General features: G+C 40.1%; 21 protein-coding genes. 5 read left to right on the top strand and 16 right to left on the bottom strand.

Going from position 1 to position 26,237, the window contains the following annotated elements; genetic code table 11:
* Positions 1 to 300 precede the first annotated feature (300 nt).
* A complete protein-coding gene (locus A379_RS09320) occupies positions 301 to 1,326 on the top strand; it encodes a hypothetical protein (protein WP_051145135.1) in 1,026 nt (341 codons plus the stop codon).
* Positions 1,327 to 1,584: 258 nt separating this feature from the next.
* Here A379_RS09320 and A379_RS09325 read toward each other — a convergent pair whose 3' ends face one another.
* Positions 1,585 to 2,280 (bottom strand): YggS family pyridoxal phosphate-dependent enzyme, encoded by a 696-nt coding sequence (locus A379_RS09325; protein ID WP_040727695.1) that lies wholly within the window; start codon positions 2,278 to 2,280, stop codon positions 1,585 to 1,587.
* Between the two features lie 301 nt (positions 2,281 to 2,581).
* Between A379_RS09325 and ppk2 the strand changes: the two genes are divergently transcribed.
* Entirely contained in the window at positions 2,582 to 3,376 is a 795-nt protein-coding gene (gene ppk2 / locus A379_RS09330) for a polyphosphate kinase 2 (RefSeq protein ID WP_040727697.1), read from the top strand.
* 31 nt (positions 3,377 to 3,407) lie between these two features.
* Complete coding sequence (locus tag A379_RS09335; protein ID WP_051145136.1) at positions 3,408 to 3,638, top strand: hypothetical protein; 231 nt, start codon at positions 3,408 to 3,410, stop codon at positions 3,636 to 3,638.
* Positions 3,639 to 3,701: 63 nt separating this feature from the next.
* On the opposite strand, the gene A379_RS12810 is transcribed toward A379_RS09335, so the two are convergent.
* From A379_RS12810 to A379_RS09370, 7 genes are all read right to left on the bottom strand, one after another.
* Positions 3,702 to 4,421, bottom strand: a complete 720-nt coding sequence (locus A379_RS12810; RefSeq protein WP_051145137.1) for a hypothetical protein — start codon at positions 4,419 to 4,421, stop codon at positions 3,702 to 3,704.
* A 20-nt stretch (positions 4,422 to 4,441) separates the two neighbouring features.
* The gene (locus tag A379_RS09345) at positions 4,442 to 5,728 is read right to left on the bottom strand and encodes a dihydroorotase (protein ID WP_040727700.1); all 1,287 of its coding nucleotides are present in this window, start codon (positions 5,726 to 5,728) and stop codon (positions 4,442 to 4,444) included.
* On the bottom strand, positions 5,725 to 6,780 hold the full coding sequence (locus A379_RS09350; protein WP_040727701.1) for an aspartate carbamoyltransferase catalytic subunit: 1,056 nt from the start codon (positions 6,778 to 6,780) through the stop codon (positions 5,725 to 5,727). The genes A379_RS09345 and A379_RS09350 overlap by 4 nt, the downstream gene beginning before the upstream one ends.
* Positions 6,777 to 7,289, bottom strand: a complete 513-nt coding sequence (gene pyrR, locus A379_RS09355; RefSeq protein WP_040727703.1) for a bifunctional pyr operon transcriptional regulator/uracil phosphoribosyltransferase PyrR — start codon at positions 7,287 to 7,289, stop codon at positions 6,777 to 6,779. Before pyrR ends, A379_RS09350 begins: the two co-directional genes overlap by 4 nt.
* A gap of 61 nt (positions 7,290 to 7,350) precedes the next feature.
* The gene (ruvX, locus tag A379_RS09360) at positions 7,351 to 7,761 is read right to left on the bottom strand and encodes a Holliday junction resolvase RuvX (protein WP_040727704.1); all 411 of its coding nucleotides are present in this window, start codon (positions 7,759 to 7,761) and stop codon (positions 7,351 to 7,353) included.
* A complete protein-coding gene (locus tag A379_RS09365; protein WP_040727705.1) occupies positions 7,754 to 8,323 on the bottom strand; it encodes a YqgE/AlgH family protein in 570 nt (189 codons plus the stop codon). Before A379_RS09365 ends, ruvX begins: the two co-directional genes overlap by 8 nt.
* Positions 8,324 to 8,424: 101 nt before the next feature.
* The gene (locus A379_RS09370) at positions 8,425 to 9,432 is read right to left on the bottom strand and encodes an FAD:protein FMN transferase (protein ID WP_040727707.1); all 1,008 of its coding nucleotides are present in this window, start codon (positions 9,430 to 9,432) and stop codon (positions 8,425 to 8,427) included.
* Between the two features lie 292 nt (positions 9,433 to 9,724).
* On the opposite strand from A379_RS09370, the gene A379_RS09375 reads away from it, so the two are divergent.
* Positions 9,725 to 12,334: a methyl-accepting chemotaxis protein gene (locus A379_RS09375; protein ID WP_040727708.1), complete on the top strand. Its 2,610-nt coding sequence runs from the start codon at positions 9,725 to 9,727 to the stop codon at positions 12,332 to 12,334.
* 285 nt (positions 12,335 to 12,619) lie between these two features.
* Here the strand turns inward: A379_RS09375 and gshB are convergent, their stop codons facing one another.
* From gshB to metK, 6 genes are all read right to left on the bottom strand, one after another.
* A complete protein-coding gene (gene gshB / locus A379_RS09380) occupies positions 12,620 to 13,576 on the bottom strand; it encodes a glutathione synthase (RefSeq protein WP_040727709.1) in 957 nt (318 codons plus the stop codon).
* Positions 13,577 to 13,618: 42 nt separating this feature from the next.
* Positions 13,619 to 14,929: a glutamate--cysteine ligase gene (gene gshA / locus A379_RS09385; RefSeq protein WP_040727711.1), complete on the bottom strand. Its 1,311-nt coding sequence runs from the start codon at positions 14,927 to 14,929 to the stop codon at positions 13,619 to 13,621.
* A 167-nt stretch (positions 14,930 to 15,096) separates the two neighbouring features.
* Positions 15,097 to 17,514 carry a diguanylate cyclase gene (locus A379_RS09390; protein ID WP_051145138.1) on the bottom strand — a complete coding sequence of 806 codons (2,418 nt, stop codon included), beginning with the start codon at positions 17,512 to 17,514 and terminating at the stop codon, positions 15,097 to 15,099.
* A gap of 146 nt (positions 17,515 to 17,660) precedes the next feature.
* Positions 17,661 to 18,395 (bottom strand): 16S rRNA (uracil(1498)-N(3))-methyltransferase, encoded by a 735-nt coding sequence (locus tag A379_RS09395; RefSeq protein ID WP_040727712.1) that lies wholly within the window; start codon positions 18,393 to 18,395, stop codon positions 17,661 to 17,663.
* 11 nt (positions 18,396 to 18,406) lie between these two features.
* Entirely contained in the window at positions 18,407 to 19,258 is an 852-nt protein-coding gene (gene metF, locus A379_RS09400; protein WP_040727714.1) for a methylenetetrahydrofolate reductase [NAD(P)H], read from the bottom strand.
* Positions 19,259 to 19,350: 92 nt separating this feature from the next.
* On the bottom strand, positions 19,351 to 20,511 hold the full coding sequence (gene metK / locus A379_RS09405) for a methionine adenosyltransferase (RefSeq protein ID WP_040727715.1): 1,161 nt from the start codon (positions 20,509 to 20,511) through the stop codon (positions 19,351 to 19,353).
* Positions 20,512 to 20,765: 254 nt separating this feature from the next.
* On the opposite strand from metK, the gene A379_RS09410 reads away from it, so the two are divergent.
* Positions 20,766 to 22,670 (top strand): bifunctional diguanylate cyclase/phosphodiesterase, encoded by a 1,905-nt coding sequence (locus A379_RS09410; protein ID WP_232744836.1) that lies wholly within the window; start codon positions 20,766 to 20,768, stop codon positions 22,668 to 22,670.
* 16 nt (positions 22,671 to 22,686) lie between these two features.
* On the opposite strand, the gene A379_RS09415 is transcribed toward A379_RS09410, so the two are convergent.
* On the bottom strand, positions 22,687 to 25,098 hold the full coding sequence (locus tag A379_RS09415; protein ID WP_051145139.1) for an EAL domain-containing protein: 2,412 nt from the start codon (positions 25,096 to 25,098) through the stop codon (positions 22,687 to 22,689).
* A gap of 89 nt (positions 25,099 to 25,187) precedes the next feature.
* The gene (locus A379_RS09420) at positions 25,188 to 26,081 is read right to left on the bottom strand and encodes a phosphate/phosphite/phosphonate ABC transporter substrate-binding protein (RefSeq protein WP_040727717.1); all 894 of its coding nucleotides are present in this window, start codon (positions 26,079 to 26,081) and stop codon (positions 25,188 to 25,190) included.
* Positions 26,082 to 26,237 lie beyond the last annotated feature (156 nt).

Consider the following 26,237-nt stretch of genomic DNA (forward strand, 5'->3'; position numbering starts at 1 on the left):
TTTGCTTAGAAAAAGCATTTTAATTATATGTATTTATTATTTAACTATGTTTAACCAAGGTACGTCAAAGATTGTTTGAATAATTAATAGAGGAAGTTGATTTGAGTTAATTTGAGGGTAGGGTAGTTCTAAATATTCAAAAGCATTGAGGTTAAAACGCGCAATAAGAATCTCTAAAGATATATTGAGAAGGCCGATATATTAGATATGTTGCGATATAGCTCATTGGTGTCGTTTTGGAAAAAGAAAAAATAACCATTTACTCAAAACGCCTTAAATGCCTGTAAAGAGAAAGTATTTATGTCTAATAGTATTGTTGAAAACCCCACACTGAATCAATTGTTTGGTTCTAAAGAACAAACCAAAAAACATCAACCAGGCCTGGGTGTTTCTGAACTTTTCAAAGCAAACAAGCAAGCTGATGAGATGGCTAAGCAGGCCGCCCAATCAAATAAAACTCGTTCTAATGATGTTACTTACCAACCAAGTCAAAAGGCAACTCTAGCTGCTTTACAAATGACGAGTGTTGAACGTGCCTATCAATATAGCGAAACTATGAGTTTACAGTTAACAACCAAAGAGGGTGATAAAGTCACGGTGGATTTTCGTCAGCTTTATGCTCAGTATCAATCGTATCAAGAGATGCAAACTAGCGAAAAAGGTCCTCAAGGTGTACGTTATTTTGAGAGCCGTGATGCGATGGAAATGACACAGTTTGAAGAGCAGTTTGCGTTTTCTGTTGAAGGTGATTTAAACGAAGATGAGCTTAAAGCTGTATTTGATGTGTTTGAGCAAGTTGACTCTCTTTCACAGCAGTTTTTTGATGGCAATATTGAAAAGGCTTTGCAGCAGGCAATGGCGCTTAATATTGATTTTGGTCAGCTTGATAGTTTTAAGTTGGATCTAACGCAGACCGAATCGCTTGCCACAACTTATCAGCAAGCCGCCCTAGCTGAGTACAATAATGTACAAAATCAAACGTCTCAACCTGGGGAGAAAAATGTTGAAGAGTATGGTGTTGATATGAGTAATTTACCACCCTATTTACAAAACTGGCAACAGGCTATTGAGCGCTTAAATACACAGTTTGAAAACGCACAAAGTTTCCTAAATGAATTAATGGGGGAGGTGAATGCACAGCGTTTTCCAGAGCAAGATAGTCACCAAGGATGGTTGGATAGGGTTAAAGAATTTCATCAACAACTTGTTGAAATGGCTCAAGTGAACACCAAAGAAACGGTGGGTCTTGATGCGACTGAAAAGATGAGTGAACCGCTAACTGAGGCAATAGCGCCTGATGTAAAAAAGACAGAAGTTAATGAATAAAAAGACTCAAGATTTGATGGTTAGCGCCGTTATATAAAATATAGAGGTAATTGGCATTTAATGCGATTTAAGTGAATAAATTGCCCTTGTGATTTAACCATAAGAACTAAAGCTCAATGTGGTTAAGTTACGCAAAAAGGAGATAGGAAAAGCCAAATTGTCTAGGCAATTTGGCTTTTTTCTTTTTGGCATTTAACTGATTAAACACAGTTCAAAAATTAATAGAATAGGTTTTATTTTTTAAGGCTATTGAACACACTATTTTGAATAATCTCGGGCGCCAAAAATATCTGTTCCAATTCTGACGATAGTTGCACCTTCAAATATAGCGGCTTCTAAGTCGCCCGACATTCCCATGGATAAAGTATCAAACTGCCAATCTGGATGTGCTTGTTGAATCTGTTCCATTAATTGACGCATTTTTGCTAAGGGTTTTCTCTGTTGTTCTGTTGTTTCAGCTACCTGCGGAATAGCCATCAACCCTCTTAAATTAAGATGGGGAAGTTCTGCAATTTGCGGGGCAATTTCCATAATTTCTTGGGCGGTAAATCCCGCTTTGGACGCTTGCTCACTGATATTGACTTCAAGCAAAATATTCAAATCAGGCAAGTCGCTTGGCCTTTGTTGGCTAAGTCGTTGGGCAATTTTTAATCGGTCTACACTATGTACCCACTGAAAATTTTCAGCAATAGGTTTGGTTTTATTGGATTGAATCGGGCCAATAAAATGCCACTCTAACTCTGGACAAACCTCAATTTTGGCTAAAGATTCTTGCAGATAGTTTTCACCAAAAGCGTGTTGCCCTAGTTTAGTTAAGGCTTGAATATCTTCAATCGGTTTGGTTTTGCTTACGGCCAAAAGTTGTACAGAGTCAAGAGAACGATTGGCTTCTATACAGGCCTGGTGAATTCGATTTTTAACATCTTGATAACGGCTTTCAATCGTCTCGCTCATCTTTTCTCCACAAGTCTTAAATCAGTGTATGTAAGATTATTTTAAATCATTTTGTAACGCTATTTTTTGCCAATCGTTTTTTAAATAACCAATAAGTTTAGAGTGTGTCGTTACGCTTATTTGAGCAAGTCACCTCTATGTTAGCGTTGGCTATTTAAATTGTTTTCAATCAATTTTCTTACAGAGTTTTATATGGTAGTAACTTTAAAATATGGCGGTAACTTTAAACCTCAGTAAATCGGAGTATAGTTAAAGTATAAATAAAACACAGTAATAGCCAGTTTGAGATAAGGAGTTTTGAGTGAAGAAGGTAAAATCAAGTGAGAGTAATTATCCATATACCGATAAGATTAAGCGTGAAGAATATGAAGCAATTAAACGTTCATTACAGATAGAGTTGCTGAAGTTGCAGAAATGGGTCAAAGAGAACGATGAGCGTATTGTTTTATTGTTTGAGGGGCGAGATGCGGCTGGAAAAGGTGGCACAATAAAACGCATGATGGAGCATCTCAACCCTCGTGGTGCGCGTGTGGTGGCTTTAGATAAACCAAGTGAAATTGAAAAAGGCCAATGGTATTTTCAACGCTATATAGAAAACATGCCTACCGCAGGTGAGATTGTTCTGTTTGACCGCTCTTGGTATAACCGAGCGGGTGTTGAGCGAGTGATGGGTTTTTGTAAACCACAAGAGTACACCTTGTTTATGCATCAAGCGCCTGAGTTTGAGCGTATGTTGGTAGCAGATGGTGTACGCATTATGAAATTTTGGTTCTCAGTTGGACGAAAAGAGCAGTTAAGACGTTTTAACGCACGTAAAACCGATCCATTAAAACAGTGGAAACTCAGTCCAATGGATTTGGCTTCACTTGACCGTTGGGACGATTACACCAAAGCCAAAGAAGATATGTTCTTTTATACCAATACCAATCATGCACCCTGGACCGTTGTGAAATCAAATGATAAAAAACGGGCTCGTTTAGAAGCGATGCGTTATGTATTGAGTCATATTCCTTATGAAGGCAAGGATGAAGAAGTGGTTGGGCAAGCAGACCCTTTGATTGTCAGTTCTGGTGAAGATATTTTTCAATACGATTAACGTTTGTGGTTTTACAAAAAAGGAATAAATGATGAAAGTTGATAAGCACGCCTATAAAGTTGTTGATGGCTTTAAAAAGAGTTTAAGTAAAGAACAGCGTAAAGTTTTAAACGATGAAAACTTTGAAGAGTTACAAATATTGGTAGAAGCGGCCTTAGGTGCGACCGCTGAGAATGTTTTACATCGAGTTGCAAAAGATGTTGAAGTTTTAGCTAAAAAAATTCGTAAAAAAACGCGTTTTATTGATGAACTTGATGACTGATTAGTGATGTTTTAAATGAGCTTCTATGGGTTTCTATGAGGTTTTATGAACTTCATTAAGTTTTTAAAAAGATGTCTGCACGGTTAGCCAGGTTTTATTTTGGCTAATTTGCAGGCATTTTTTTTGTGTTGATTCATCTGCAAAAATAACCACTTGCCAGCTTGGTTTATTGTGCTGGTCGATTTCTGGTTGGGTTGCTCTTGTCCAGTAATCAAATAATTCAGCTAAATCGCCTTCAAAACATCCAGGCAATCCTTGTAAAGACGCCAAGCGATTTTGTATTTTCCAATCTTCTAATAAAGTACAAGCTCCAATTGCTTCAGCTGGCATTTCAGGCATTAAAAAACGGGCAGGTTTAATCATAAATGGAAAAGCCGTCTCACTGGCTAAAGCAGCCAATGTTGGTTTTTCTAATTTAAGATTAGTTCGCTGTTTGGCTAAAGCGAAACCATTCGCCATCGCTAAATCTTCACCTAAAATCAATAATGCTCGATTTTGAGCTGGCATCATGGTCGGCTTGTCATTTGTGCTGGTTAAGTTACCAGGCCTGGTAAGTATCTCTGGAGGTAAGGCTTTTTTAGATAAAAATTGATAGTGCTGACTCGGGTGATTATCCGCATGTTGAAAGAGATAAAACGGGGTTTCTGGCGCTTCACTTAAAGAGAAAGCTCTGCCAATCGATAGCTCGAAAGGCAAAGGTTTTTGTAGAGTGAATTGAATTAACCAAAAACCATTAACTTGTTCTGACTGTTGAATGGGGGAGTCAGGCGTGTATGAAATCATAGCGGTTAACGTTTATTTAATTACACTTGGTTATTGCGATAAACAGGACGCCCTTGGAAGAAGGTTTGTTCAACTTGACCAACAAACTCCCAACCTGCAAACGGTGTGTTTTTGCCTTCGCTTACCATGGTTTTGGTTTCTAATGTCCATATGGCTTGAGGATCTACAATGGTTAAGTCAGCCGAGCTTCCTGGTGTTAATGAACCCGTTTGGCAATCAATAATTTCAGCAGGCGCTTGCGTGACACAACGAATAGCGGTGATTAAATCCAATTCTTTGTTCTCAACCAATTTTAATAACAGCGCTAATAAGGTTTCAAAACCACTGATGCCAGGTGCACTTTCCCCAAAGGGCAGTAATTTAGAATCTTTTTCTAATGGGGTATGGTCGCTAACAATAGCATCAATCACACCTGATTGTACGCCCGCTATTAAAGCCTTTTGATCTTTTAGGCTACGTAGCGGAGGCGAGACATTAAATAGACTGTTAAAGCCTAGTAAATCCATTTCTGAAAGGAGAAGTTGGTGAATGGCCACATCGCAAGTGACAGGAAGCCCACGTTTTTTAGCATCGGCAATCAATTCAACGGAACGAGCGCAGGATATTTGTGAAAAATGGGCTCTCACCCCAGACTCTTCCACCAAAATTAGATCTCTAGCGAGGGCGGCTGTCTCTGCGGCGGGTGGAATCTCTGGCAAACCTAAGCGAGAACTTACAGGACCGCTGTGTGCAACACCGCCATTTTTAAGTTGCTTATCTTCACAGCGCAACATAATCGGTAAACCAATAGTCACGTTGTATTCCAGGGCATTTTTTAATGTTAGTGAGTTTTGAACAGGTTTGTTGGCTTGGCTTAAAGCGATACATCCCGCTTGTTTGAGTGAGTAGGAGTTACTTAAACGTTCACCCTCAAGCCCTTGAGTCAGTGCGCCAATAGGCATAACAAATGCTGTGGCGGCTTGGCGAGCTCGACGTTGAATGAGCTCAGTTACTGCTTGCGAATCATTCACAGGCGCGGTATCGGGTGGACAGCAAATGCTAGTGATACCGCCTGCAACCGCCGCTTTGGTTTCTGATTCAATGCTACCAGCATAAAAACTACCAGGTTCACCCAGGCGAGCTTGTAAATCTACCAGGCCTGGTAGAATCCATTTACCCGTAGCATCAATTTCTTGGTCGGCAGTAAAGCCTTCTGGTAATTCATCGCCAATAGCGACCACACGACCACGTGATAGGTAGAGATTGGTGATTTTGTCAATGTTTTGACCTGGATCAATGATACGTCCGTTTTTGATAATGTGTCTCACAGCGTACCCCCCTGTGTTGCTTGCTCATCATCCAAATCTAATGAGGCTTGTTGCTCTTGTTCTAATTTATGTTGTGCGAGTTGGGCGGCATTGCTCATCAAAATAGACATAACCGCCATTCGTACCGCAATACCGTAAGTGACTTGTTCTAAGATTACGGATTGTGGGCCATCGGCCACGGCGGAATCAATTTCTACCCCACGATTAATTGGGCCTGGGTGCATAACAATTGCGTCTGGCTTAGCTAATGCTAACCGTTTTTCAGTAAGACCATAGAGTTTAAAAAATTCCTTTTCACTTGGAATTAAAGCACTGGTCATACGCTCATTTTGTAAGCGCACCATAATGACGACATCCACATCTTTTAAGCCTTCCTCCATATCGTGGTAAACATGCACACCCATGGCTTCGGGAGATTCTGGCATCAGTGTTTTAGGGCCAATTACGCGAATCTCTCGAGCTTCTAATATGCTTAGGGCTTGTATTTGTGAGCGAACCACACGCGAATGTAAAACATCACCAACAATTGCCACTGTAAGGTCGTAAATGTCGCCTTTGTGTTTACGAATGGTGTACATATCTAACATGGCTTGGGTAGGGTGAGCATGCTGGCCATCGCCCGCATTCATAACGTGAACATGGGGTGCTACATGTTGCGAGAAAAAGTGGGCTGCACCGCTTTCGGAATGGCGAATCACAAACATGTCAGCCTGCATCGCTTGCAAGTTCCAAAGGGTATCCAATAAGGATTCACCTTTTTTGGTAGCCGAGGTTTGAATGTCTAGGCTTTCTACATCGGCGGACAGGCGCTTTTCAGCAATCTCAAAAGTGGTGCGAGTACGGGTGCTTGGCTCAAAAAATAGATTCATAATGCTTTTACCACGTAGCAAAGGCACTTTTTTAATCTCATTTGTGAGTGGATTAATAAAGGATTCAGCGGTATCTAGAATCTCTGTTAGGTGGTGGGCTTTTAAGCCTTCTAACGTTATAAAATGTTTGAGTTTGCCCAGTTCATTTAGCTGAATATTGGGGCCAGCTAATTTCGCACTCATGCGGATTCCTCATTTTTCTCTAAAATGGTCACTTTCAACGGGTCAGGTCCCGTGAGTTTAATGGTTTGACTGCACTCTAAGCTGGCACCAAAAATATCGGCTTGAAAAGGCAGTTCTCTGCAGCCTTTACGGTCAAGCAGGGTGACTAAGGTGACGCTTGCTGGACGGCCAAAATCAAAAATTTCATTCAATGCTGCTCGAGTTGTGCGCCCCGTATAGAGGACATCGTCCACTAAAATAATGTGTTGGTCTTCAATATCCCAAGGAATGTGTGAAGGTTTAACCGTAGGGTTCAAGCCAATCTTAGAAAAGTCGTCTCGGTAAAAGGCGATATCAATCACACCAAGTTCATCACTAAGATTTAATTGCTCATGGATTTTTTGCGCGACCCACTCTCCACCCGTGCGAATACCAATCATTTTAGGAGATTGAGTAAAAATCGATTTTTGTTGGATTTGTTCGCAAATGCTGTTAATTAGTTTTGGAACATCAATGTCGAGTTCAGTCATGATAAAGTCTCAATTTTACGCAAAGCGTGGCATCTTTTGATGCGTGCAGTATTTACAAGCCTTATTGGGTTTGTAACCAGTTTTCTAATAAAATTTGTGCGGCGTGATCGTCTATGTGTTTTTGTTTTAAACCTCTCTGTTCTGCTTCAATAGAGCTGAGCTGTTCTTCAATATAAAACACAGGGCGTTGATAACGGCCATGTAAACGTTGACCAAATTTACGTGCAGGTTGGGTTAACGCTTGTTCGGTTCCATCGAGCCGCATCGGTAAACCAACAACAATAGCGGTTGGCTGCCAGGTTTCAAAGAGTTTAGTAATGTGTTCCCAATCGGGTTTGCCGTCTTTACTGTTTACAATCGTTTCCGGAGTGGCGGTTTGGGTAACCGTTTGTCCAATAGCGACACCGATGCGACGTAAGCCAAAGTCAAAACCAATAATGACCCCTTCTGGTTTGCTATTTTTTTTAGGCATGACCCGCCTCTGAGCTTAAAAATTCAGGTGAAATACCCAGTGTGCCTAAAGCGACTTCCCAGCGTTCTTCAACTGGGGTTTCAAAAAGTAAGCTGTGATTAAAAGGGATGGTTAACCAGCTATTCTCTTGGATTTCCTGGGCAAGCTGACCAGGTTCCCAACCTGCAAATCCTAAACAGGTGATAAAGTTGGGCGGGGCTTGATTTTCACTTAAGGCATTTAAAAAGTCTTCAGAAACCGTCATGCTCATATTGTCAGGTAAGTTCATAGAGCTTTTCCATTGCCCAAGAGAGTCGTGAAGAATGAAGCCGCGCTCCAAATCAACTGGACCACCAAGTAGTACGTCATTATTCAAAAACTCAGAGTGTTCAGGAATAGGTAAATCAAAATGTTCTAACAACTCTTTTATATTGAGTTTTTTGTGCGGCAAATTTATGACCAAACCCATCGTGCCATGTTCGTTATCTTCAACAATGTAAATAACGGTTTTTTCAAACCAGCTGTCATTTAACGCGGGCATGGCTATAAGGAAGTGATGTTCTAAAGAGTGTAATTGATTCATAAAATAAATTATAGCAGAGACTATTCTATGAAGCAGAGTCTAAAAGAGGTTAAGGAACAAAAAACACTCAAATAATTTTCACGGTTTAACCGCATGCTACGCTATAACAGTTTGATGCGTTTGGAGATCGCTTTTGTTTGAAAAATTTTGCCTGATTGATCAATGCAAAAGGCTTGTGTCACACCCATTGCTTGAGCGATTTTCAACCAATTTTCAGGCCCTGCAATCAGTAGAGCGGTGGCTGCAGAATCAGCCGTTGTTGCATCGGAATGAATGACCGTTACGGATGAAAAGCTATTGGCTGGGTAACCCGTGTTTGGATTGAGAATGTGTGAATAACGTTGCCCTTGCCAATCAAAATAACGCTGATAGGTTCCAGAGGTGACGATACTTTCGCCATCGTTAAGAGCGATTTGGGCGATAGCTGTTTCAGGATTTTTGGGGTTCTGTATGCCAATTGACCAGGCCTGGTTATTTTTAGTGCCAATCACTTTCATATCACCACCAATACTGACCAGTGCATTTTTAATGCCCGCTTCCTCTAGTGTGTTTAAGGCCATATCAATCGCTAAACCTTTAGCGTTTCCGCCAAAATCGAGCTGTACATATTTATTTGAACTAATAAGTTGATTGCCTTCAAAAGAGATATTGGCAATGCTGGGTTTGTTATTTAACCAGGCCAGGATACGCTCTTTGGTTGGGGGTGGGCCTTGCCACTGTTCGGAATGGAATCCCCATAACCCAATGAGACTGCCGATGCCTGGATCAAAAAGCCCTTGGCTTTGTTGGCTGAGTTTTTGAGAAGTTTCAATAAAATCTTTAACGGATTGTGGCACCTGAATGGGTTTTTGATGGCTTATGGCTTGGTTGATTTTACTGACAATGCCACCTTTTTCCCATGCGTGCCACTCTTTATGCATCTCTTGAAAAGTCGCTTCTACTTTTGCAATGGCTTGCTCGGCATTTTTTTTGTGTTCGTCATAAACCACTATGTCTACCAGGGTGCCAAAAACAACAACCGTGCTTTTGGTCGGTGTGGTTTTTTCAGGCTGACAACCCGTGAGCAGTAGTGATGATATGTATAGAGTCAATAAAAAAAGATAACGCACAGTGAATCCTGTTAGGTGATTTGCGAAAAATTTAGAGAGCCTATCTTATAACGCCATGGTTAAGCTGTACATTCAATTTTTAACTAGAATCGACCGCCAATAAAGACTTTGTAATAAAAAATATTAATCATAGGAATATGAAATTAAATAATGAAAGAGGGCATTTGTGCTGCGTGGCTACCAAACTTGGTGTAAATTCTGCTGATGTTTTTGGAATGTTTTATGTTAACCCGATTTAATCGAATACCAATGATGAGTATTAAATCAAATCTCTTTGAGCCTGGAAGAACTTATGGATAGACCTGTTGTAGATAAAGAAATAGACGTACCTGAAGGGATAACCATTGTTTCTAAAACGGATTTGCATGGCACCATTACGGATGTAAATGAAGCGTTTGTTCGTATTAGTGGTTATTCACGTGAAGAGTTAATTGGCCAACCGCATAATATTATGCGCCATCCAGATGTGCCTAAAACGGTCTTTAAAGACCTCTGGCAAACTTTAAAGTCAGATAAGCCTTGGGTTCAATTAGTTAAAAATCGATGCAAAGGTGGCGAGTATTATTGGGTTGAAGCCAATGTATCACCGATTCGAGAAAACGGTACAGTGATTGGTTTTTTGTCGGTGCGCAGGCGGATTAGCAATGCACAAAAAAAAGCGGCAACAGAATTATATAAACAGGTTGAGGCAGGTAAAGTCTCAATTAAAGACGGTTTTATAGAAACTTTATACAGCCGATTTTGTTTAATCAATCGTTTTAACCCCATTATGGTCTTGGTTGGAATGATTGTCATAATGAGCATTGTTGGTATTTTGGATGCGCTTGAGTTAGTGCGTTTTCCGTGGGGTGTTCAGTTAGTTGTCTTTACCCTAATGTTAGGGTTAGCTTTATTTGTGAGCAGTCAGTTAAAGAAACGCGTTAATGGGTTTTCTCATCTGCTTAAAGGGATGGCTGAGGGTGATTTTAGCTTGCAAACGGTCACTATGGGAACTTCTTGGGTTTCTTCATTAGCCAGTGATATTAAAAAAATGCAGGTTCAGATGGGCGCGAGTTATGAGGCGAATAGGGCGCAGTTAAACTACAACTTACGATTAACCTCCGCTTTAGATAATGCTTCCAATTTTATTATGGTGGTCAATCGAGATAATAAAATTATTTTTTATAACCAAGTGCTAAAACGATTCTTTAATAAAAATAATGGCAAGTTTCAGTCTGAATATAGCGGGTTTGATGGCAATCAACTCAAAGACCACTCTCTTCTTTTATTTAATCAAACAGCTTCGTTAGACCCGTTATTTACTAATAACTTAATGGAGACAATAGATAAAGAGGTCAGTTTGGCAGGCCTCACTATTAGAGTGGTCAAAAACCCAGTGTTGAACGATCGAAATGAGTGTATTGGAGCCGTGTTGGAGTGGACCGATTTAACCCAACAACGTAAGATTGAAAAAACCTTAGATAACGCCTTAAATATAGCGGCTAGAGGCCATATGGATGTGACGATTGATACTGAAGGCTTAGATGGTTTTTATCTCTATTCAGCCAATAATATCAATAACTTATTAAAAAGCCTAAATAGTACGATTGAGGATGTGGTTAAGATACTGGTGAATCTAGCCAATGGGGATATGCAAGGTCGTATTGAAAAACCGCTAAGTGGTACTTTGGATGCCATGAAAGGGGCGACAAATGTCTCTTTGGATAACTTGTGTGGCATTATGTTGCAGATTAAAGAAGTCTCTAATGCGACTTTACTTTCGGCGAAAGAGTCATCAAATGCTGCAATGGATCTGGCGGAACGTACACAAGTGGCTACCGAGACGCTTCAAGAAGTTAACACAAGTATGAGTGTGATTAATGATATGCAAGCGAGTAACAGTGAATCGTTATCAAGTGTCGCTCAACTGGCAAATAATGCCATGGCGCTTAACCAAAATGCACGAATTGCCATGGATGACTCCATCCATGCAATGCAAAGTATTTCAGAAACCTCCGAAAAGATCGAGGCGATTATTGGATTAATTGATGGCATCGCTTTTCAAACCAACTTATTAGCGTTAAATGCTGCCGTAGAGGCCGCACGAGCGGGTGAGCATGGTCGTGGTTTTGCGGTGGTGGCTGGAGAGGTTAGAAACCTGGCAGGCAAGTCTGCTGAAGCCGCTAAAGATATTAAACATTTGATTCAAGAGTCTGGTAATAAGGTTAAAGAAGGTTCTGACAAGGTGCAAGCGACCCATGCCGTTTTTACCGAAGTAGATGAGGGTGTGTCACAAATTGGTAGCACGCTCTCTCAAGTTGTGGTTTCAATCGAAGAACAACAGCGTAATGTTACTCAGATTACCCATGCAATTAAAGTACTGGATACCAACCTACAAAGTAATGCGACATTGGTAGAGGAGTCTACGGCAACCGCTAGAGGCTTAAATGAACAAGCAGGTATCCTCAACTATGAAGTTCAAAAGTTTAAGTTAAATTGCGACCCTAAACATGAAGACGGTGCGCTTAATCGAGAGGTTTATGGAGTAAATTTAAGTGAGATACGTCAGCAGATGCGCTTATGGAAAATTAATGCCCAATCGTATTTAAATGGCGTTAATGTCTCTTTTAATGAAGAGACAAGCTTAGACCCAACTAAGTGTGCAGTAGGAATGGCATTAAAACAGATTTTGCAGGCTAATGCTTCTGTGGAACAGTTAAATGTATGGCGTCAAATTGAAGATTTACACTATCGTCAACATAAAGCGGTTGAATCGATTTTGGAGTTACGTCGTGATGGTGGTTTAACGCTAGATAAACTGGAGTTGATTGATGAGTTAATTGTGGACTTTGAGAGTGTGACTGAACAGTTAGATACCTCTTTAGGTGAGTTGGAAAACGCGATTGTTCAACAGTTACACTAAATCGATTCGTGTAGCAGGGTCTCCATATTTGGTGATTGATTAGTCAGTATTGTAAAAAAAATTAACCACAAAGACACAGAGACACGAAGGTTTAAAAAGAAGTATAGCGATGAGAAATAACAGCGTTTATGTGTTTTAATTCATGCGACATAGATACTTTATTTATAAGGTTTTGTAACGAATAACGAATAACGAATGGCGATTAGTACGGCTATTTTCTCAAATTAAACTGGTGTTAGACTTTAGAATTCTTCGTGCTTTCGTGTCTTCGTGGTTATCAGTCAATTATTGAGCTAATTGCCCTTCAAGGCAATCAAATAAAGTGCCAGCAATATTGAGGTGGAATTGACTATCAAGCTCGCGAATGCAAGTTGGGCTAGTCACATTAATTTCAGTAATGTAATCACCAATCACGTCTAACCCCACAAAATAAAGCCCTTTGGATTTTAATACGGGTGCAATTTGCTGGCATAACCAGCGTTCACGTTCGGTGATTTCCATGCCAACGCCCGTACCACCTGCGGCAATATTGCCACGTGTTTCGCCTTGGGCAGGAATTCTGGCCAAGGTGTAATCAATCGGTTCACCGTTAATCAGTAAAATACGTTTATCGCCCGCTTTGATTTCTGGCAGATAGACTTGCGCCATAATGTGATGCTTGCCATGTTCGGTCATGGTTTCAATAATGACACTGATATTTGGGTCATCTTTGCGCACTCTAAAAATAGAGGCGCCTCCCATCGCATCAAGTGGCTTTAAAATGGTGTCTTGATGATCTTGAATAAAACTTTTTAGTTTCTCTGCTGAAGCGGTGACTAAGGTCGGAGGAATGCACTCGGGAAACCAGCTGGCAAAAAGCTTTTCATTAGCGTCACGTAAACTTTGTGGTTTATTGACCACTAACACGCCTTCCGCCTCGGCTTGTTCAAGTATGTGGGTGCTATATAGATAATCGTTTGTAAACGGTGGGTCTTGGCGTATAAGAATAATATCTAAGGTATTTAGGGCGATATCATGGGAGGCGCCAAAACCATAAAACTGCTCTTCTTTTGCTCTATCCCAAACTTTAAGTTCGCTCGTCATGGCAAAGGCTTTACCATTTTTTAAATAGAGGTCTTCAGGCTGCATATAAACCAATTCATGCCCACGGCGCTGAGCTTCTAACAGCATGGCAAATGAACTGTCTTTATGGGGTTTAATGCCTGAAATGGGGTCCATTACAATGCCAACACGGTAAGCCATGAATATTTCCTTTTTACTCTAACGGTGGTAATTGCTTAATGATTAAATGGCGTTGATATCAGGAAGCTGACCTTTTGAATCGGCAATCTCCCTTGCCGCCGCTAATAAGGCTAAACGAGCAATAACTCCATAGGCATAAAAGCGATTTGGGCTCGCGTCTGGGTTTTGGTTTTCATCGGGCAATACACAAGATTCTTCAAAAGAGAGTGGTTCAAAATGCATACCAGGCGAATTTAAGTTATCGGTTGCCGTTTTACCTGTATGAACACGATAAAACCCACCAACAACCTGACTACCAATCATATAAACCACAGGTTCAGCTACGGCATCATTAATGGTTTCATAGGTGTATACACCTTCTTGAACCAACATCTGCTCAACTTGTAACCCTTCTTTAACTGAGGCCATCTTATTACGTTGTTTACGGTTTAAATTTAAGATGTCTTCTGGGCTATAAACCGACATAATGGCCATGCCGTAAGTACCACTGTCCGATTTAACGATGACAAAAGGTTTGCAGTCGATATGATGCGTATCGTAATAACTTTGTGTTTTTTCAAGTACGTTATTGACCGCTTGCGCTAAATCTTCCAGGCCTGTACGGTCTTTAAAGTTAATTGGGCCACAGGGGATTGACATGGGGTTAATCAGCCACTGGTCAATATTGATGAGTTTGGCAAATGATTCAGTCACATCGGAATAGTGTGCAAAATGTTCTGTTTTATAGCGATTTGCCCAGCCCAGTTCCATGGGGGGTAATAAGGTTTGTTCAATACCTTCTAAAATTTCTGGACGACCAGCAGATAAATCATTATTGAGTAATACGGCACAAGGGAAAAAGTTTTCAACACCAACACGATTACCTTCACGAACCAGCGGTTTTAATATTAAGACATTGCCAGAGGGTAATTCAATTACCATGGGGGCATTTAATTCAGGGTTTAGTGAACCAATATGCACTTCGTAGCCAGCATTTTCTAGAATGTTTTGTAAGGCATAAAGGTTTTCAAAGTAGAACATATTACGAGTGTGGTTTTCTGGAATAATCAGAACACCGTCAGCAATAGGGCAAACCTGAGTGACTGCATTTTGTGCAGCATGTACAGCAAGTGAGCGTAAGTCAGGGTGTAAGTTGTTGAACCCTGCTGGAAAGAGATTGGTATCTACTGGAGCCAATTTATAGCCCGCATTACGTAAATCAACCGAACCATAAAATGGAGCGGGGGTGTTTTTAAACTGTTTTCTAAACCAAGCTTCAATCTCTGTTCGGTGAGATAAAATTTGCTCTTCTAACTCGAGCAGAGGGCCGGTTAATGCTGTTTGTAAATGTGGCACTTGGTTTGTTGATGGCATGTGAACATCTCTTCATCTATTGTGGGTCGTTCAAATTAGAACGACTGGCTCTGTAAGAACTTTGCACAAGTGTATGCTTGCACATAGGTCTCTAGGTATAAGTTATGACTTATTATACGCAGTTTGAAATAAACGATTTTAAAATCTAACCCTCGTTGAGAGAGAATTTATACGATGATTTCTTCAGTTTCACTTGAAATGGCTTGGTCTTTACCAAGTTGCTTCGCTTTATAGAGGTAACTGTCTGCTCGAGCGACAAAATCCAGAATAGATTCTTGCTTTTTCAATGTAGCTACCCCGATGCTAGCGGTTTGTGTAAAACCTTGCTCAAAAGTGAGTTCTCTGATTTTTTGTAATAGTTTATTGGCAAGTTCAAGTGCCTGTTGTTGGTCTGAAGAGGGGCAAATAATCATAAACTCTTCGCCACCCCAGCGCCCAAGCGTGTCGGATTTACGAATGTGTTTGCTCAAGTGTTCACTGACTTTTATGAGTACTTGATCCCCAATTAGGTGCCCATATAGGTCGTTGATCTGTTTGAAATTATCCAAATCTATCATTAATAGACTGAGGGCATTGTTGTAGCGCTCACTTCTACTGACTTCCTCTTCTAAGATTTGATCGATATGCTTTCTATTAAAAGTGCCTGTTAAAAAATCAGTCGTTGAGAGTGTCTCTAGTTTGTCGTTTGTCTGTTTTAAATCAGACTGGATGTCAAGAAGCTGTTCATTGCTCTGTGTGAGTTTATTGTTTAGCTGTTTGAGTTTTCTGTTATAAAGCAAAATCATTAATGCGACTATGAGGATGGGTATCAGAATAAAAGTAACCCTGCGCCACTCTATTTGAGTTTTGTAGTCAATTTGTAGCCAAGAGTTACTTAGTTCAGAGTGGGTTTGAGCGTCCATACTGTCAAATGCTTTTTGTAGAATCGATTGTAACTCTGGCCAGTCTTTACGAATAGCCATAGAAACATCAGCTCTAAAAGGCGTTTCGCCACTGATTTGAATATTAGTAAGTCCATCCTCACGGATGTGATAGCCGACAACCGCAATATTATCAACATAACCAAAGGCTTTTCCTTGAGATACAGCTTCTAAACCTTGTTTTGGGTTGTCTACTAATAACAGGGTAAGTTTCGGGTAGTTTGCGGTTAATAGTTCTTGAGCGGCATAACTTTTGACTACGGCAATAGTAGCGTTGTTGAGCGATGTTAAATCTTTGATATAGTCTTGCCCTTTTTGGGTGGCAATGACCATGGGGAATTTAAGATAGGGCGAGGTGAAATTCAAATATTTTCTGCGCTCAGGTGTATTCACAACAGCTGAGAACATATCAAGTTGGCGGTCTTTGACCTGCTGTACCGACTGCTCCCAATTGAGATTGGTTTCTGGAATAAATTTAATCCCAGTAAACGAGTGTAAGTATTTAAAATACTCATTGGCAATGCCTTGATACTCACCTTTATCGGTTACGAAGTCAATGGGAGCCCAGTTTGGATCAATGGCGACTTTTACCGTAGGGTGCTTTTTAAGCCAGGTCACTTCTTGTTGAGAAAAGGTTAACTGATGTATTTCTTCGTGATAGATGCCTTGAGAAAAATCGAGTTTATTATTGATTAAGTTGTGTTTGATAAACAGTTTTTCTATATATTTTAAGCGTCCTTCATTTAAGGTTCCGATAGGTGTTGAATTGGGCTGTATTGCTTCTTCAATGACATTGGCTTCATAAGCCAGGTGTTCACGACTTTTGTCCACTTTTAAGTCGTTAATGATGTAATCAATAAGTTCTTCTTTATGGTTAAGTGCATATTGCCAGCCTTTGATAGAAGCCCGTTTAAAACGTTCAACTCGTTCTGGGTGTTTATTACGTTCATTTAGATTGGTAAATAACATGTCTCCATACAAATCAACCCCATAGTTCATCGGATTTAGGATGTTGATTTTTACACCTTTTTTAAGAAAAAAGTAAGGTTCATTAGATAGGTAACTCGGGTAAGCTTGAACTCGCCCTGTGAGTAACATTTCAGGTCCCGTTTTAATCATTATCCGCTCAAGGTTAGGGACAATGTTATTGTGGTTCATCATGGCTAATAACGGAAATCCATCAGTATCTTTAGTGTAAAAAGCGATGTTTTTACCTTCTAAGTCATATAGGCTATTGACTCCACTTGATTTTAAGGTGATAAACACTTGAGGGGAGTGCTGAAAGATCGGTGCAACGATAGAAAGCGGGGCGCCTTTAGATAAATAGAGCATAATTATTGAGTCAGCAATGCCATATTCAGATTCACCATTCATTACTTGCTCAATGTTGTTGACGAAAGTATCGCGAGGCTTAATGGTGACATCAAGGCCCTCTTCTTCATAAAAGCCTTTTATTTTGGCGGCGTAATAACCCGCAAATTGAAATTGGTGTAACCATTTTAGCTGTAAAGAAACGGGCTCTAAAGCGGGCTTGTTATGAGGTGTTTGTTGCGCTTTAGAAACTACGTCTTCAGATGTGTTGGCTAAGAGTGTCGGTGAGGTGAAAACCCAAGACAGCGAAAAACATAACAACAACCATCTATTTAGAATGCTACTTTTTCTCATTACTGTATTGGGTAACTCTTAGCTAATAATATGAACTTAAAATCATTTTACTCTAAATGGTAAAAGTGGTCATGGGTAAAGTTAACTAGAGGGTTTAAGATAATGGCTTACCGTTCAAGTCTGTTAATGGTTTTTAATCCGAAAAATTAAAAATCACCCCAAAGGGTTTGTATTATGGCAATAATAGCGGGTCCAGCAGTTTCGGTGCGCAATACACGTGGCCCTAATTGAACAGGGGTTAATCCAGCTTGCTTGGCCTGCAATACCTCTTCTTCGGTTAAACCACCTTCAGGTCCAATAAGTAATTGGATTGGGTGCTCTATGGGCGGTTGAGAAATGCTTTTGAGCGTATGGCTGGCATAAGGGTCTAGAACTAAACCAAAAGGTTCTGATAGTTGGTTTAACCAGGCCTGGTAAGTTAAGATGGGCTGTATTTTAGGGACTACTGTTCGACCACTCTGTTCACAAGCATTAATGACAATGGACTGCCATTGTGCACGACGTTTTTCAAGCTTATCGTCTTGCAGTTTTACATCACAACGTTCAGTGAAGATTGGTTGAATCGTTGTAATTCCGAGCTCTACCGCCTTTTGAATGGAGTAATCCATTCGGTCACCTTTAGAAATACCTTGTACCAATACGGTATGGAGGGGTGATTCATTATTAGACTCTTCAACGGTTTCAATTAAAAGGTCAGCGGTTCTGCGACTGGTTACAATAAGTTTACCTTTGGCTAATAAACCTTTGCCATTAAAAGCCTCAATTACATAGTCATTTTTTAAACGCAAAACCGTTAGTGCATAGTGCGCTTGTTCTTTAGGTAGAGCAATGGTTTGGTTTGCTTGGTAATTACCTTCTAAAAACAAGCGAGAGATACGCATAGATGGATACTCTATTTAAAAGTTAGATTTTTAGTGATTTCTAAAGTGGGTTCAATGCTATTCATGCTATAAAAATGAATACCAGGAGCGCCTGCATCGAGTAGCTTCTGAGCTAATTCTTGAACCACATCTTTACCAAAAGAGAGTAGGCTCTCTTTATCGTCTTCAAAACTCTCTAAACGACACTTTAACCAACGTGGTACTTCAGCGCCACAACCTTCAGAAAAACGAATTAAGTTCTCATAGTTGGTGATTGGCATAATGCCAGGAATAATCGGTAGGTCAATGCCATTACGCTCACAGTTATCAATGAAATAACGGTAGCTGTCAAAGTTAAAGAAGTATTGAGTAATCGCTGAATCAGCGCCTTGCTCAACCTTATGCTTAAACCACTTAATACCAATGTCACAGTTACGCGCTTGCGGATGGGTTTCTGGGTAAGCGGCCACTTCAATGTGAAAGGTATCACCACGAGTATCTTTAATGAATTTGACTAAGTCACTGGCGTATTTAAATTCACCTGGGTCCATCATACCTGAAGGCAAATCGCCACGCAGGGCCACAATACGTTTGATGCCTAATGCTTCATAGGTATCCAGTAATTCTGTAACACTCTCTTGGCAAGCGCCAATACAAGTTAAGTGTGGCGCAGCTGCATGTGGTGTGTTTTGCTGGATATATTTAACCGTTTCCAGCGTTTTTTCTTGTGTAGTGCCACCCGCACCATAAGTCACTGACATATACTCAGGGTTTAAAGCCCCAAGTTCATTAATGACGGTTTTAAGTTTATCCATGCCTGGTTCGGTTCTTGGTGGAAAAAACTCCAAACTAAATTTTTGAGCGTATTTTTGTTGAGATTTCATTTTGTCTCTCTTTTAAAACGACCAGGCCTGGTCTTTGAATGTTACCAGGCCTGGTTAAATCTTGAATTTAAAATTGACTAAACTAGACAGTCTTATAGTCCTGCGTCTGCTCTTAGGGCATCTGCTTTATCGGTTTTTTCCCAGGTGAATTCAGGTAATTCACGGCCAAAGTGACCATAAGATGCGGTCTTTTGGTAGATTGGACGATACAAATCTAACATAGCAATAAGCCCTTTAGGGCGCAAGTCAAAGTGTTCACGTACTAATCTTTCGATTAACTGAATATCCACTTTTTCAGTGCCAAAAGTTTCGATGCTGATTGACGTTGGTTCTGCTACACCGATGGCATAAGAAACTTGAATTTCACACTTGTCTGCTAAACCAGCAGCCACAATGTTTTTAGCCACATAACGACCTGCATAAGCCGCTGACCGGTCTACTTTTGATGGATCTTTACCAGAGAATGCCCCACCGCCGTGACGTGCCATACCACCGTAAGTGTCTACAATGATTTTACGTCCAGTTAATCCAGCATCACCTACTGGCCCACCAATCACAAAGCGCCCTGTAGGGTTAATATGGTACTGGGTGTCTTTGTGTAACCATTCAGCTGGTAAAACGGGTTTAATAATTTCTTCCATAATGGCTTCACGTAGAGTTTTATTATCAACCTCTGGGCCGTGCTGAGTAGAAAGTACCACCGCATCAATCGCAACGGGTTGGCCATCTTCATAACGTAACGTCACTTGGCTTTTGGCATCAGGGCGGAGCCAATCAAGTTGGCCTGATTTACGCACATACGCTTGGCGCTCCATTAAACGGTGAGCGTAGTAGATAGGTGCTGGCATTAACACATCGGTTTCATTGGATGCGTAACCAAACATTAAACCTTGGTCACCCGCGCCTTGCTCGTGTTCTGCTGTATCATCAACCCCCATCGCAATTTCAGGTGATTGCTTGCCAATTGAAGAGAGTACCGCGCAAGTTTCACCATCAAACCCTAAATCTCCATGGTCGTAACCAATTTCTTTGACGACTTTACGTACCAGTTCTTCTTGATCAACCCAAGCTTCAGTGGTGATTTCACCACCCAGCATTACCATGCCTGTTTTAACAAAGGTTTCACAAGCCACACGAGCGCGAGGGTCTTGTTTTAAGATAGCATCCAGCATCGCATCCGAAATTTGGTCGGCGATTTTGTCTGGATGGCCTTCTGATACAGATTCAGAAGTAAAAACGGTTGTTTTAGTCATATTGTGTTCCTCGAAAAGAATAGTGAATTAATAACGAGGTACGGGGAATTGCTGGGAACGAAATCTATAGAAGGGTTCCTCGCTTTAGCCGTACTTTTTAAAGCGCCCGCAAGCTGATAATCAAATCGGCGCATATGTGTATTATCTAATATTTTTTTTGTAGGTTCAAGTTGTAGGGGAAACATAGAACGGAAATGTGCTTGTAACATCTCTGTCATACGAACTTAATGACAATTTAATCAATAAGAGAGGGGTTGAAATTAACATTAGCGGACTCTAATATCAAAAAATGGTTAAGACCTTTTATGCCTTTGTTCAAAAACTCAAACTCTAATCATTCCGAATTTCATCCTACCAGTGTGCTGGATGCAAGCCAGCGTCTTATGTTAATGCAATCTGGTTTGGGTAGCGAGTTATTGGATATTGTGGATAACAAAAAACTTCAATGTGTTTTTCAACCCATTATTGATATTAAACGCAAGCGAGTGTGTGCTTTTGAGGGATTGGTTCGTGGTCCATTCGATTCTGTTCTCTACCATCCCTTAAATTTATTTAAAGTTGCTGATGAGCAAGGCGTTCTCTATGAGTTAGATACCTTTTCAAGAATATCAACCATCCAATCTTTTGCAAAACAGGCCGCTAAAGATGAGCACCTGCATCTGTTTCTTAATATCTCTATTAATGCGGTGATGAACTCTGCGCATCAGAAGGGGATAACGCTTGATGCTCTAGAGTTTTTTGGAATTTCTCCTGAAAGAGTGGTGATTGAAATTACCGAGTTACAACCTGTAGATAATTTTGAAGCCTTTATTACCGCTATAAATTATTATCGCTCCATTGGTTTTAAAGTGGCTATTGATGATTTAGGTAGTGGCTATAACGGGTTACGTATTTGGTCAGAGCTTCGTCCCGATTTTGTGAAGATAGACCGTCATTTTGTTTCTGATATACATCTGAATGATGATAAAAGAATGTTTATGGAAACCTTAATGGCTTTGGCAAAAAGCACCAACACCAAAGTAGTGGCCGAAGGTGTGGAATCCGAAAAAGAGCTAGAGGTCTTGACGTTTCTAGGAGTGGATTTAGTGCAGGGTTTTTTATTTAAAAAACCAGAAGAGATTATTTGCGAAGATTTACTGTACGAATGGCCTGAAACACAGATAGAAAATAAGGCTGAAAAGGGCGAAGCAACCGTTGCTGAGATTGCATTTGAACACCCTCAAGTTAAGCCTAATCAGCTGGTTAATGCGGTTTCTGAGATGTTTTTAGAACATGCTGAATTTGATTATTTTCCTGTTGTTGAAAATAAACAGGTTGTGGGAATGATATGGCGTCGGGATTTAATGGATTTGCTTGCGCGTAAGTTTGGTCAAGAGTTGCATGCGCGAAAATCTGTGGCGAGTGTAATGGATAAAACGCCGATTATTGTTGACTCAAGAACCTCTTTGGTTGATTTAAGTCGTTTGGTTACCGATAGCAATGAGTTTGGTTCTAGAGACGCATTTATCGTTGAGAAAAAGAAAAAATATTTAGGCTGTGGAGACTTTAAAGACCTGTTGAGAAAAATAACCGATTTAAAGGTTGAAAGTGCGCAGTATGCCAACCCTCTATCAGGCCTGCCAGGGAATGTACCCATTCAGAAAAAACTCAATAAACTGTTAAAAAGCCAGCAAGACTTTATGGTGATGTATATTGATGTGGATAATTTTAAGCCCTTTAATGATAACTATAGTTTTGAGGAAGGAGATGGTGTTATTCGTTTGATCGCCGATATTCTTAATCAGGCTATGCCAGAAGAGCAAGTCATACATGGAGAAACCTTTGTTGGGCATATTGGTGGAGATGACTTTGTGGTTATGAGTACCTTTATTGAAGAGCATGTTGTCTGGGCTGAACGGATATTAAAAACATTTAAAGAAGAAATCTTACATTTTTATAACGAACAAGATCAGTTAAGAGGGGGAATAGATTCGCTAGATAGGGATGGAAACAGTAAGTTTTATCACTTGATGAGTTTATCTATTGGTATTTTATTGGTGCCCCCCAAGTCTTTTGAGCATACCCAAAAACTGTCATCCTATGCCACTAAAGCCAAAAAAGGGGCTAAGGCGTTAGGAGGTGACACCTATTTTATTGTTGATTCAAAAAACAGCTTATAAAAGGCAAACCTTATCGCTATAAAATATCCTGCAATAATGTTGGTTTATGGTAGTGGTAGCCTTGAGCATAGTCGATTCCAACTGATTTTAACCAATCTGAAACTTCTTGATTTTCTACAAATTCGGCAATGGTTTCAATTTTCATTTCACCACTGATTTGGTGAATCGCTCTCACCATTGCGGCATCAACCTTGTCATTAAGGGCATCCAGTATAAAGGTGCCATCAATCTTGACGTAGTCAACAGGCAGTGTTTTTAGCCAACCAAAAGAAGAAAATCCTGAACCAAAATCATCGAGAGCGAGTTGGCAGCCATGATTTTTTATACTATGTAGAAAGACAATGCTCGCTGACATGTGTGTAATAGCGGTACTTTCGGTAATTTCAAAACATATTTTTTGATTGATTTTGCTATCTTTGGCCAGAATATCAAGCAGGGCTTGGTTAAAGTTTTCATCGTCAAGTGATTGCCCAGAAATATTGATGTTTAATAGTTCTACTTCATCAAAGTGGTCTTGTAACCATTGGTATGCATGTTTCACAATATAAAGGTCTAAAGCGCCCATTAAATTAAAACGTTCTGCAGCAGGTAAAAATTGATCAGGACCGATAATGTCACCTTCAGGGGTTAGCAAACGGACTAATATTTCATAGGCTTTTTTATGTTTGTTGTCTTGTAGAGGCACAATTTGTTGTGCATAAAGGACAAAGTCTTCATTCTCAATGGCACGTTTTATGCGATTTACCCAATCTAATCTAGAGAGTTCTTGAGTTAGAATTTGATCATCTTCTTTAAAGATGTGCATTCGGTTTCGGCCATTACGTTTTGCAATGTAGCAGGCGATATCGGCTTGACTCATTATGGTCGTTTTATTCATAAAGCTTTTAATGCTGGTAATGCCAAGGCTAGTACCAATATCAAAAACACGATTTTCCCAAACAAAACGGTGTTTGCTGACAGCAAGCCGTACTTTTTCAGCAACGTTTTGTGCATTCGCTATTGAACAGTTTTCTAAAAGAATGGCAAATTCATCGCCACCAATTCTGGCAAGTAGGTCTGAATCTCGGACTTGCTTATGGATAATAGTGGCGATTTGTTTAAGAAGTTCATCACCTGCAGTATGTCCAACGGTATCATTGACGACTTTAAATTGGTCTAAGTCAATATAGATTAAGCAATGTTCTAACTGTGGGCTTTTATTGCTTTTCTCAATTAAATCTTCAAGATGATTTTCAAAAGCTTGACGGTTTTCCAGGCCTGTTAAACTGTCATGTAACGCTTGCCAGGTAAGCTGTTTGCGTAATTGATGGGCTTCAGTCGCATCATGAAAAACCAAAACTGAACCAATGATATCGCCAGAAAGTTCGACTAATGGTGCGCCTGAGTCCTCAATAGAGATTTTTTCACCTGCTCGATTAATAAGAACAGTGTGGTTTTGTAGATAGAGCACTTTGTTTTTAATCATGCTTTCTAATGCAGGGTTTTTAACTGGCAGCATGGTCTTTTCATGGTAGATTTTAAAGACTTCCTCAATGTGTATGCCTTTTGCTGAGTGGCTACTCCAGCCTGTTAACATCTCAGCAACAGGGTTTATGTATGTTATCAGGCCATCACGATCTGTTGTGATGACACCATCACCAATCGATTTTAATGTAATTTCTAATCGTTCCTTTTCAGAGAAAAGCTCTTGTTCTTTTGAACTAAGGGTATTGAGCATGTCTTGAAAATTATTGGAAAGCGTTTTCAGCTCATCGTTGCGATTGAGTGTAATGTTAATCTTGCGTTCTCCAGCTTTTACTTGCTGTGTTGCGTCAATCAGTTGGTAAATGCCTTGAGTTAGCCCACGCCCCATGCGCCAAGCAAAGAAGGTACCGATAAGAATCGCTATTAAGGTATATAGCATGCCTTCCACTGTAATCCATTGCACACTGTTGAATATGTTTTGTCTGCTCATATTGATTCTTGCCCAACCAATTAAAGTACCTTTAACTTTAATTGGAGCGGCTAAATCGATTTGAGTGTTGTTATCGTCAAAAATAACTACGCCGTCTTTCGATAACGGCTTAGCAAGAAAGTGACGAGGAATGTGTTCACCTACTAGTTTGGGTGCAGATGTATTTTGATGATGAAATGCAAGAACCTTACCGCGGGTGTCGGTAATCATTGCGTAGACAAAATTAGGTTGCTGTGACTGGGATTGAATAATCTCATTTAATCCAGCAGTATCATTTGAGAGAACCCATGGAATACTGTTTGTGGCTAGGGTTTTGGCTATACCTGCTGTGGAGCTATGAGACTCTTTAATTAAAAAGTTGTGTTGACGATTGACTAAATCCGTGACAAAAATGGTCATTAAAATGGCATGCAAAGCCGCAATCCCGATAATAAGCTTGCGTTTTATTGAATGAGAGAAAATCTCTTTAAACATGTTAGGCCTTAATCATTTTAATGTTAAAAGTTGGTAGTAAATACACGATATAGCAAAAGTTTTGTGTGTAGGTTTTAGTCAATCGTTTTTTAAAGGGGTCTAACCTTTTGTTCAAAATTTTTAATAAAGTTTTGGACTGTTTGGTAGGTGGTATTATCCGCCTTCTCAAATTGAGATAAATACATTCTTTGTAAAATCTCTTGACCCTCTGGGTGTTTATGTAAATCAGCCATTAGTTTTTGTACTTTAATGGCAATGTTTTTAGGTATGTCATCTCTTACCACTACACTATTATTAGGTAAAGATTGAGTTTGCCAGACAACTTTAAGCTGTTTTTTGAGTTCAGGGTTTTCGGCGGATAGCGCATTCCAGGGCGGTGGCCAGGTTGCGCCAGCGGCTACGGTGCCTGAAAAGACATTCATAATGGAGGACTCTTGCGAGCCAACATATTTGTTCTCTATGTCTTGATTAATGTCCAAGCCGTGGGTTTGTAAATAATATTGTGGAAGGATTGTGGCGGCTAATGCGGTTGGCGCTGGGTAGCTTACCGTTTTGCCTTTTAGATCTCTGGGCTTGGTAATGCCACTGTCTTTGCGTACCAAAATAATGCCTTTAAAGTTTTCATCATCGCCCATTTTGGCAATCACGTTATAACCATGTTCCATAGCGATTAATGTTTGGTATGGATTTGGTAGGGCGAAAGGCACGCTTCTATTCTTTAATTTATCATCAAAACTGGCATAATTACGAGAAGCTTCAACTTCAAATGTTGCTTCAGGTATATTGTTGTTTAAATATTCAATGAGAGGGTGAAACACTTCAAATAGGCGGGTTGGGTTGTGTAGTGGATGTACTGCAAAATGGTATTCTGGAAGACCATTCTCAGCCTTAACGGTTTCAGGTAATTGAACCGCATCCGTTTGCTGTGAGCAACCTTGGATGCTGAGAATAAAAAAACAAAATATGCCGTAAATGAATTTCATTTTAATTAAGTCTGTTATTGTGAGTCTGTTTAGCAGTTATACTGAATTTGTTCGCCAAGTACGCCATTCTAACAGATGGGTGAATATCAATGGAAAGCAAGTTTGAACTAAAAACACTTATCCAGTTGATTCAAATAGTTATGACTGATTAAAGTT

It is taken from the genome of Thiomicrorhabdus sp. Kp2 (genome assembly GCF_000478585.1).
Taxonomy (GTDB): domain Bacteria; phylum Pseudomonadota; class Gammaproteobacteria; order Thiomicrospirales; family Thiomicrospiraceae; genus Thiomicrorhabdus.

Coding starts and splice junctions, on each gene's coding strand:
- A379_RS09320 (WP_051145135.1), top strand. CDS start 301: ATGTCTAATAGTATTGTTGAAAACCCCACACTGAATCAATTGTTTGGT.
- A379_RS09325 (WP_040727695.1), bottom strand. CDS start 2,280: ATGAGCGAGACGATTGAAAGCCGTTATCAAGATGTTAAAAATCGAATT.
- A379_RS09335 (WP_051145136.1), top strand. CDS start 3,408: ATGAAAGTTGATAAGCACGCCTATAAAGTTGTTGATGGCTTTAAAAAG.
- A379_RS12810 (WP_051145137.1), bottom strand. CDS start 4,421: ATGATTTCATACACGCCTGACTCCCCCATTCAACAGTCAGAACAAGTT.
- A379_RS09350 (WP_040727701.1), bottom strand. CDS start 6,780: ATGAGTGCGAAATTAGCTGGCCCCAATATTCAGCTAAATGAACTGGGC.
- pyrR (WP_040727703.1), bottom strand. CDS start 7,289: ATGACTGAACTCGACATTGATGTTCCAAAACTAATTAACAGCATTTGC.
- ruvX (WP_040727704.1), bottom strand. CDS start 7,761: ATGCCTAAAAAAAATAGCAAACCAGAAGGGGTCATTATTGGTTTTGAC.
- A379_RS09365 (WP_040727705.1), bottom strand. CDS start 8,323: ATGAATCAATTACACTCTTTAGAACATCACTTCCTTATAGCCATGCCC.
- A379_RS09375 (WP_040727708.1), top strand. CDS start 9,725: ATGGATAGACCTGTTGTAGATAAAGAAATAGACGTACCTGAAGGGATA.
- gshB (WP_040727709.1), bottom strand. CDS start 13,576: ATGGCTTACCGTGTTGGCATTGTAATGGACCCCATTTCAGGCATTAAA.
- gshA (WP_040727711.1), bottom strand. CDS start 14,929: ATGCCATCAACAAACCAAGTGCCACATTTACAAACAGCATTAACCGGC.
- A379_RS09390 (WP_051145138.1), bottom strand. CDS start 17,514: ATGAGAAAAAGTAGCATTCTAAATAGATGGTTGTTGTTATGTTTTTCG.
- A379_RS09395 (WP_040727712.1), bottom strand. CDS start 18,395: ATGCGTATCTCTCGCTTGTTTTTAGAAGGTAATTACCAAGCAAACCAA.
- metF (WP_040727714.1), bottom strand. CDS start 19,258: ATGAAATCTCAACAAAAATACGCTCAAAAATTTAGTTTGGAGTTTTTT.
- metK (WP_040727715.1), bottom strand. CDS start 20,511: ATGACTAAAACAACCGTTTTTACTTCTGAATCTGTATCAGAAGGCCAT.
- A379_RS09415 (WP_051145139.1), bottom strand. CDS start 25,098: ATGTTTAAAGAGATTTTCTCTCATTCAATAAAACGCAAGCTTATTATC.
- A379_RS09420 (WP_040727717.1), bottom strand. CDS start 26,081: ATGAAATTCATTTACGGCATATTTTGTTTTTTTATTCTCAGCATCCAA.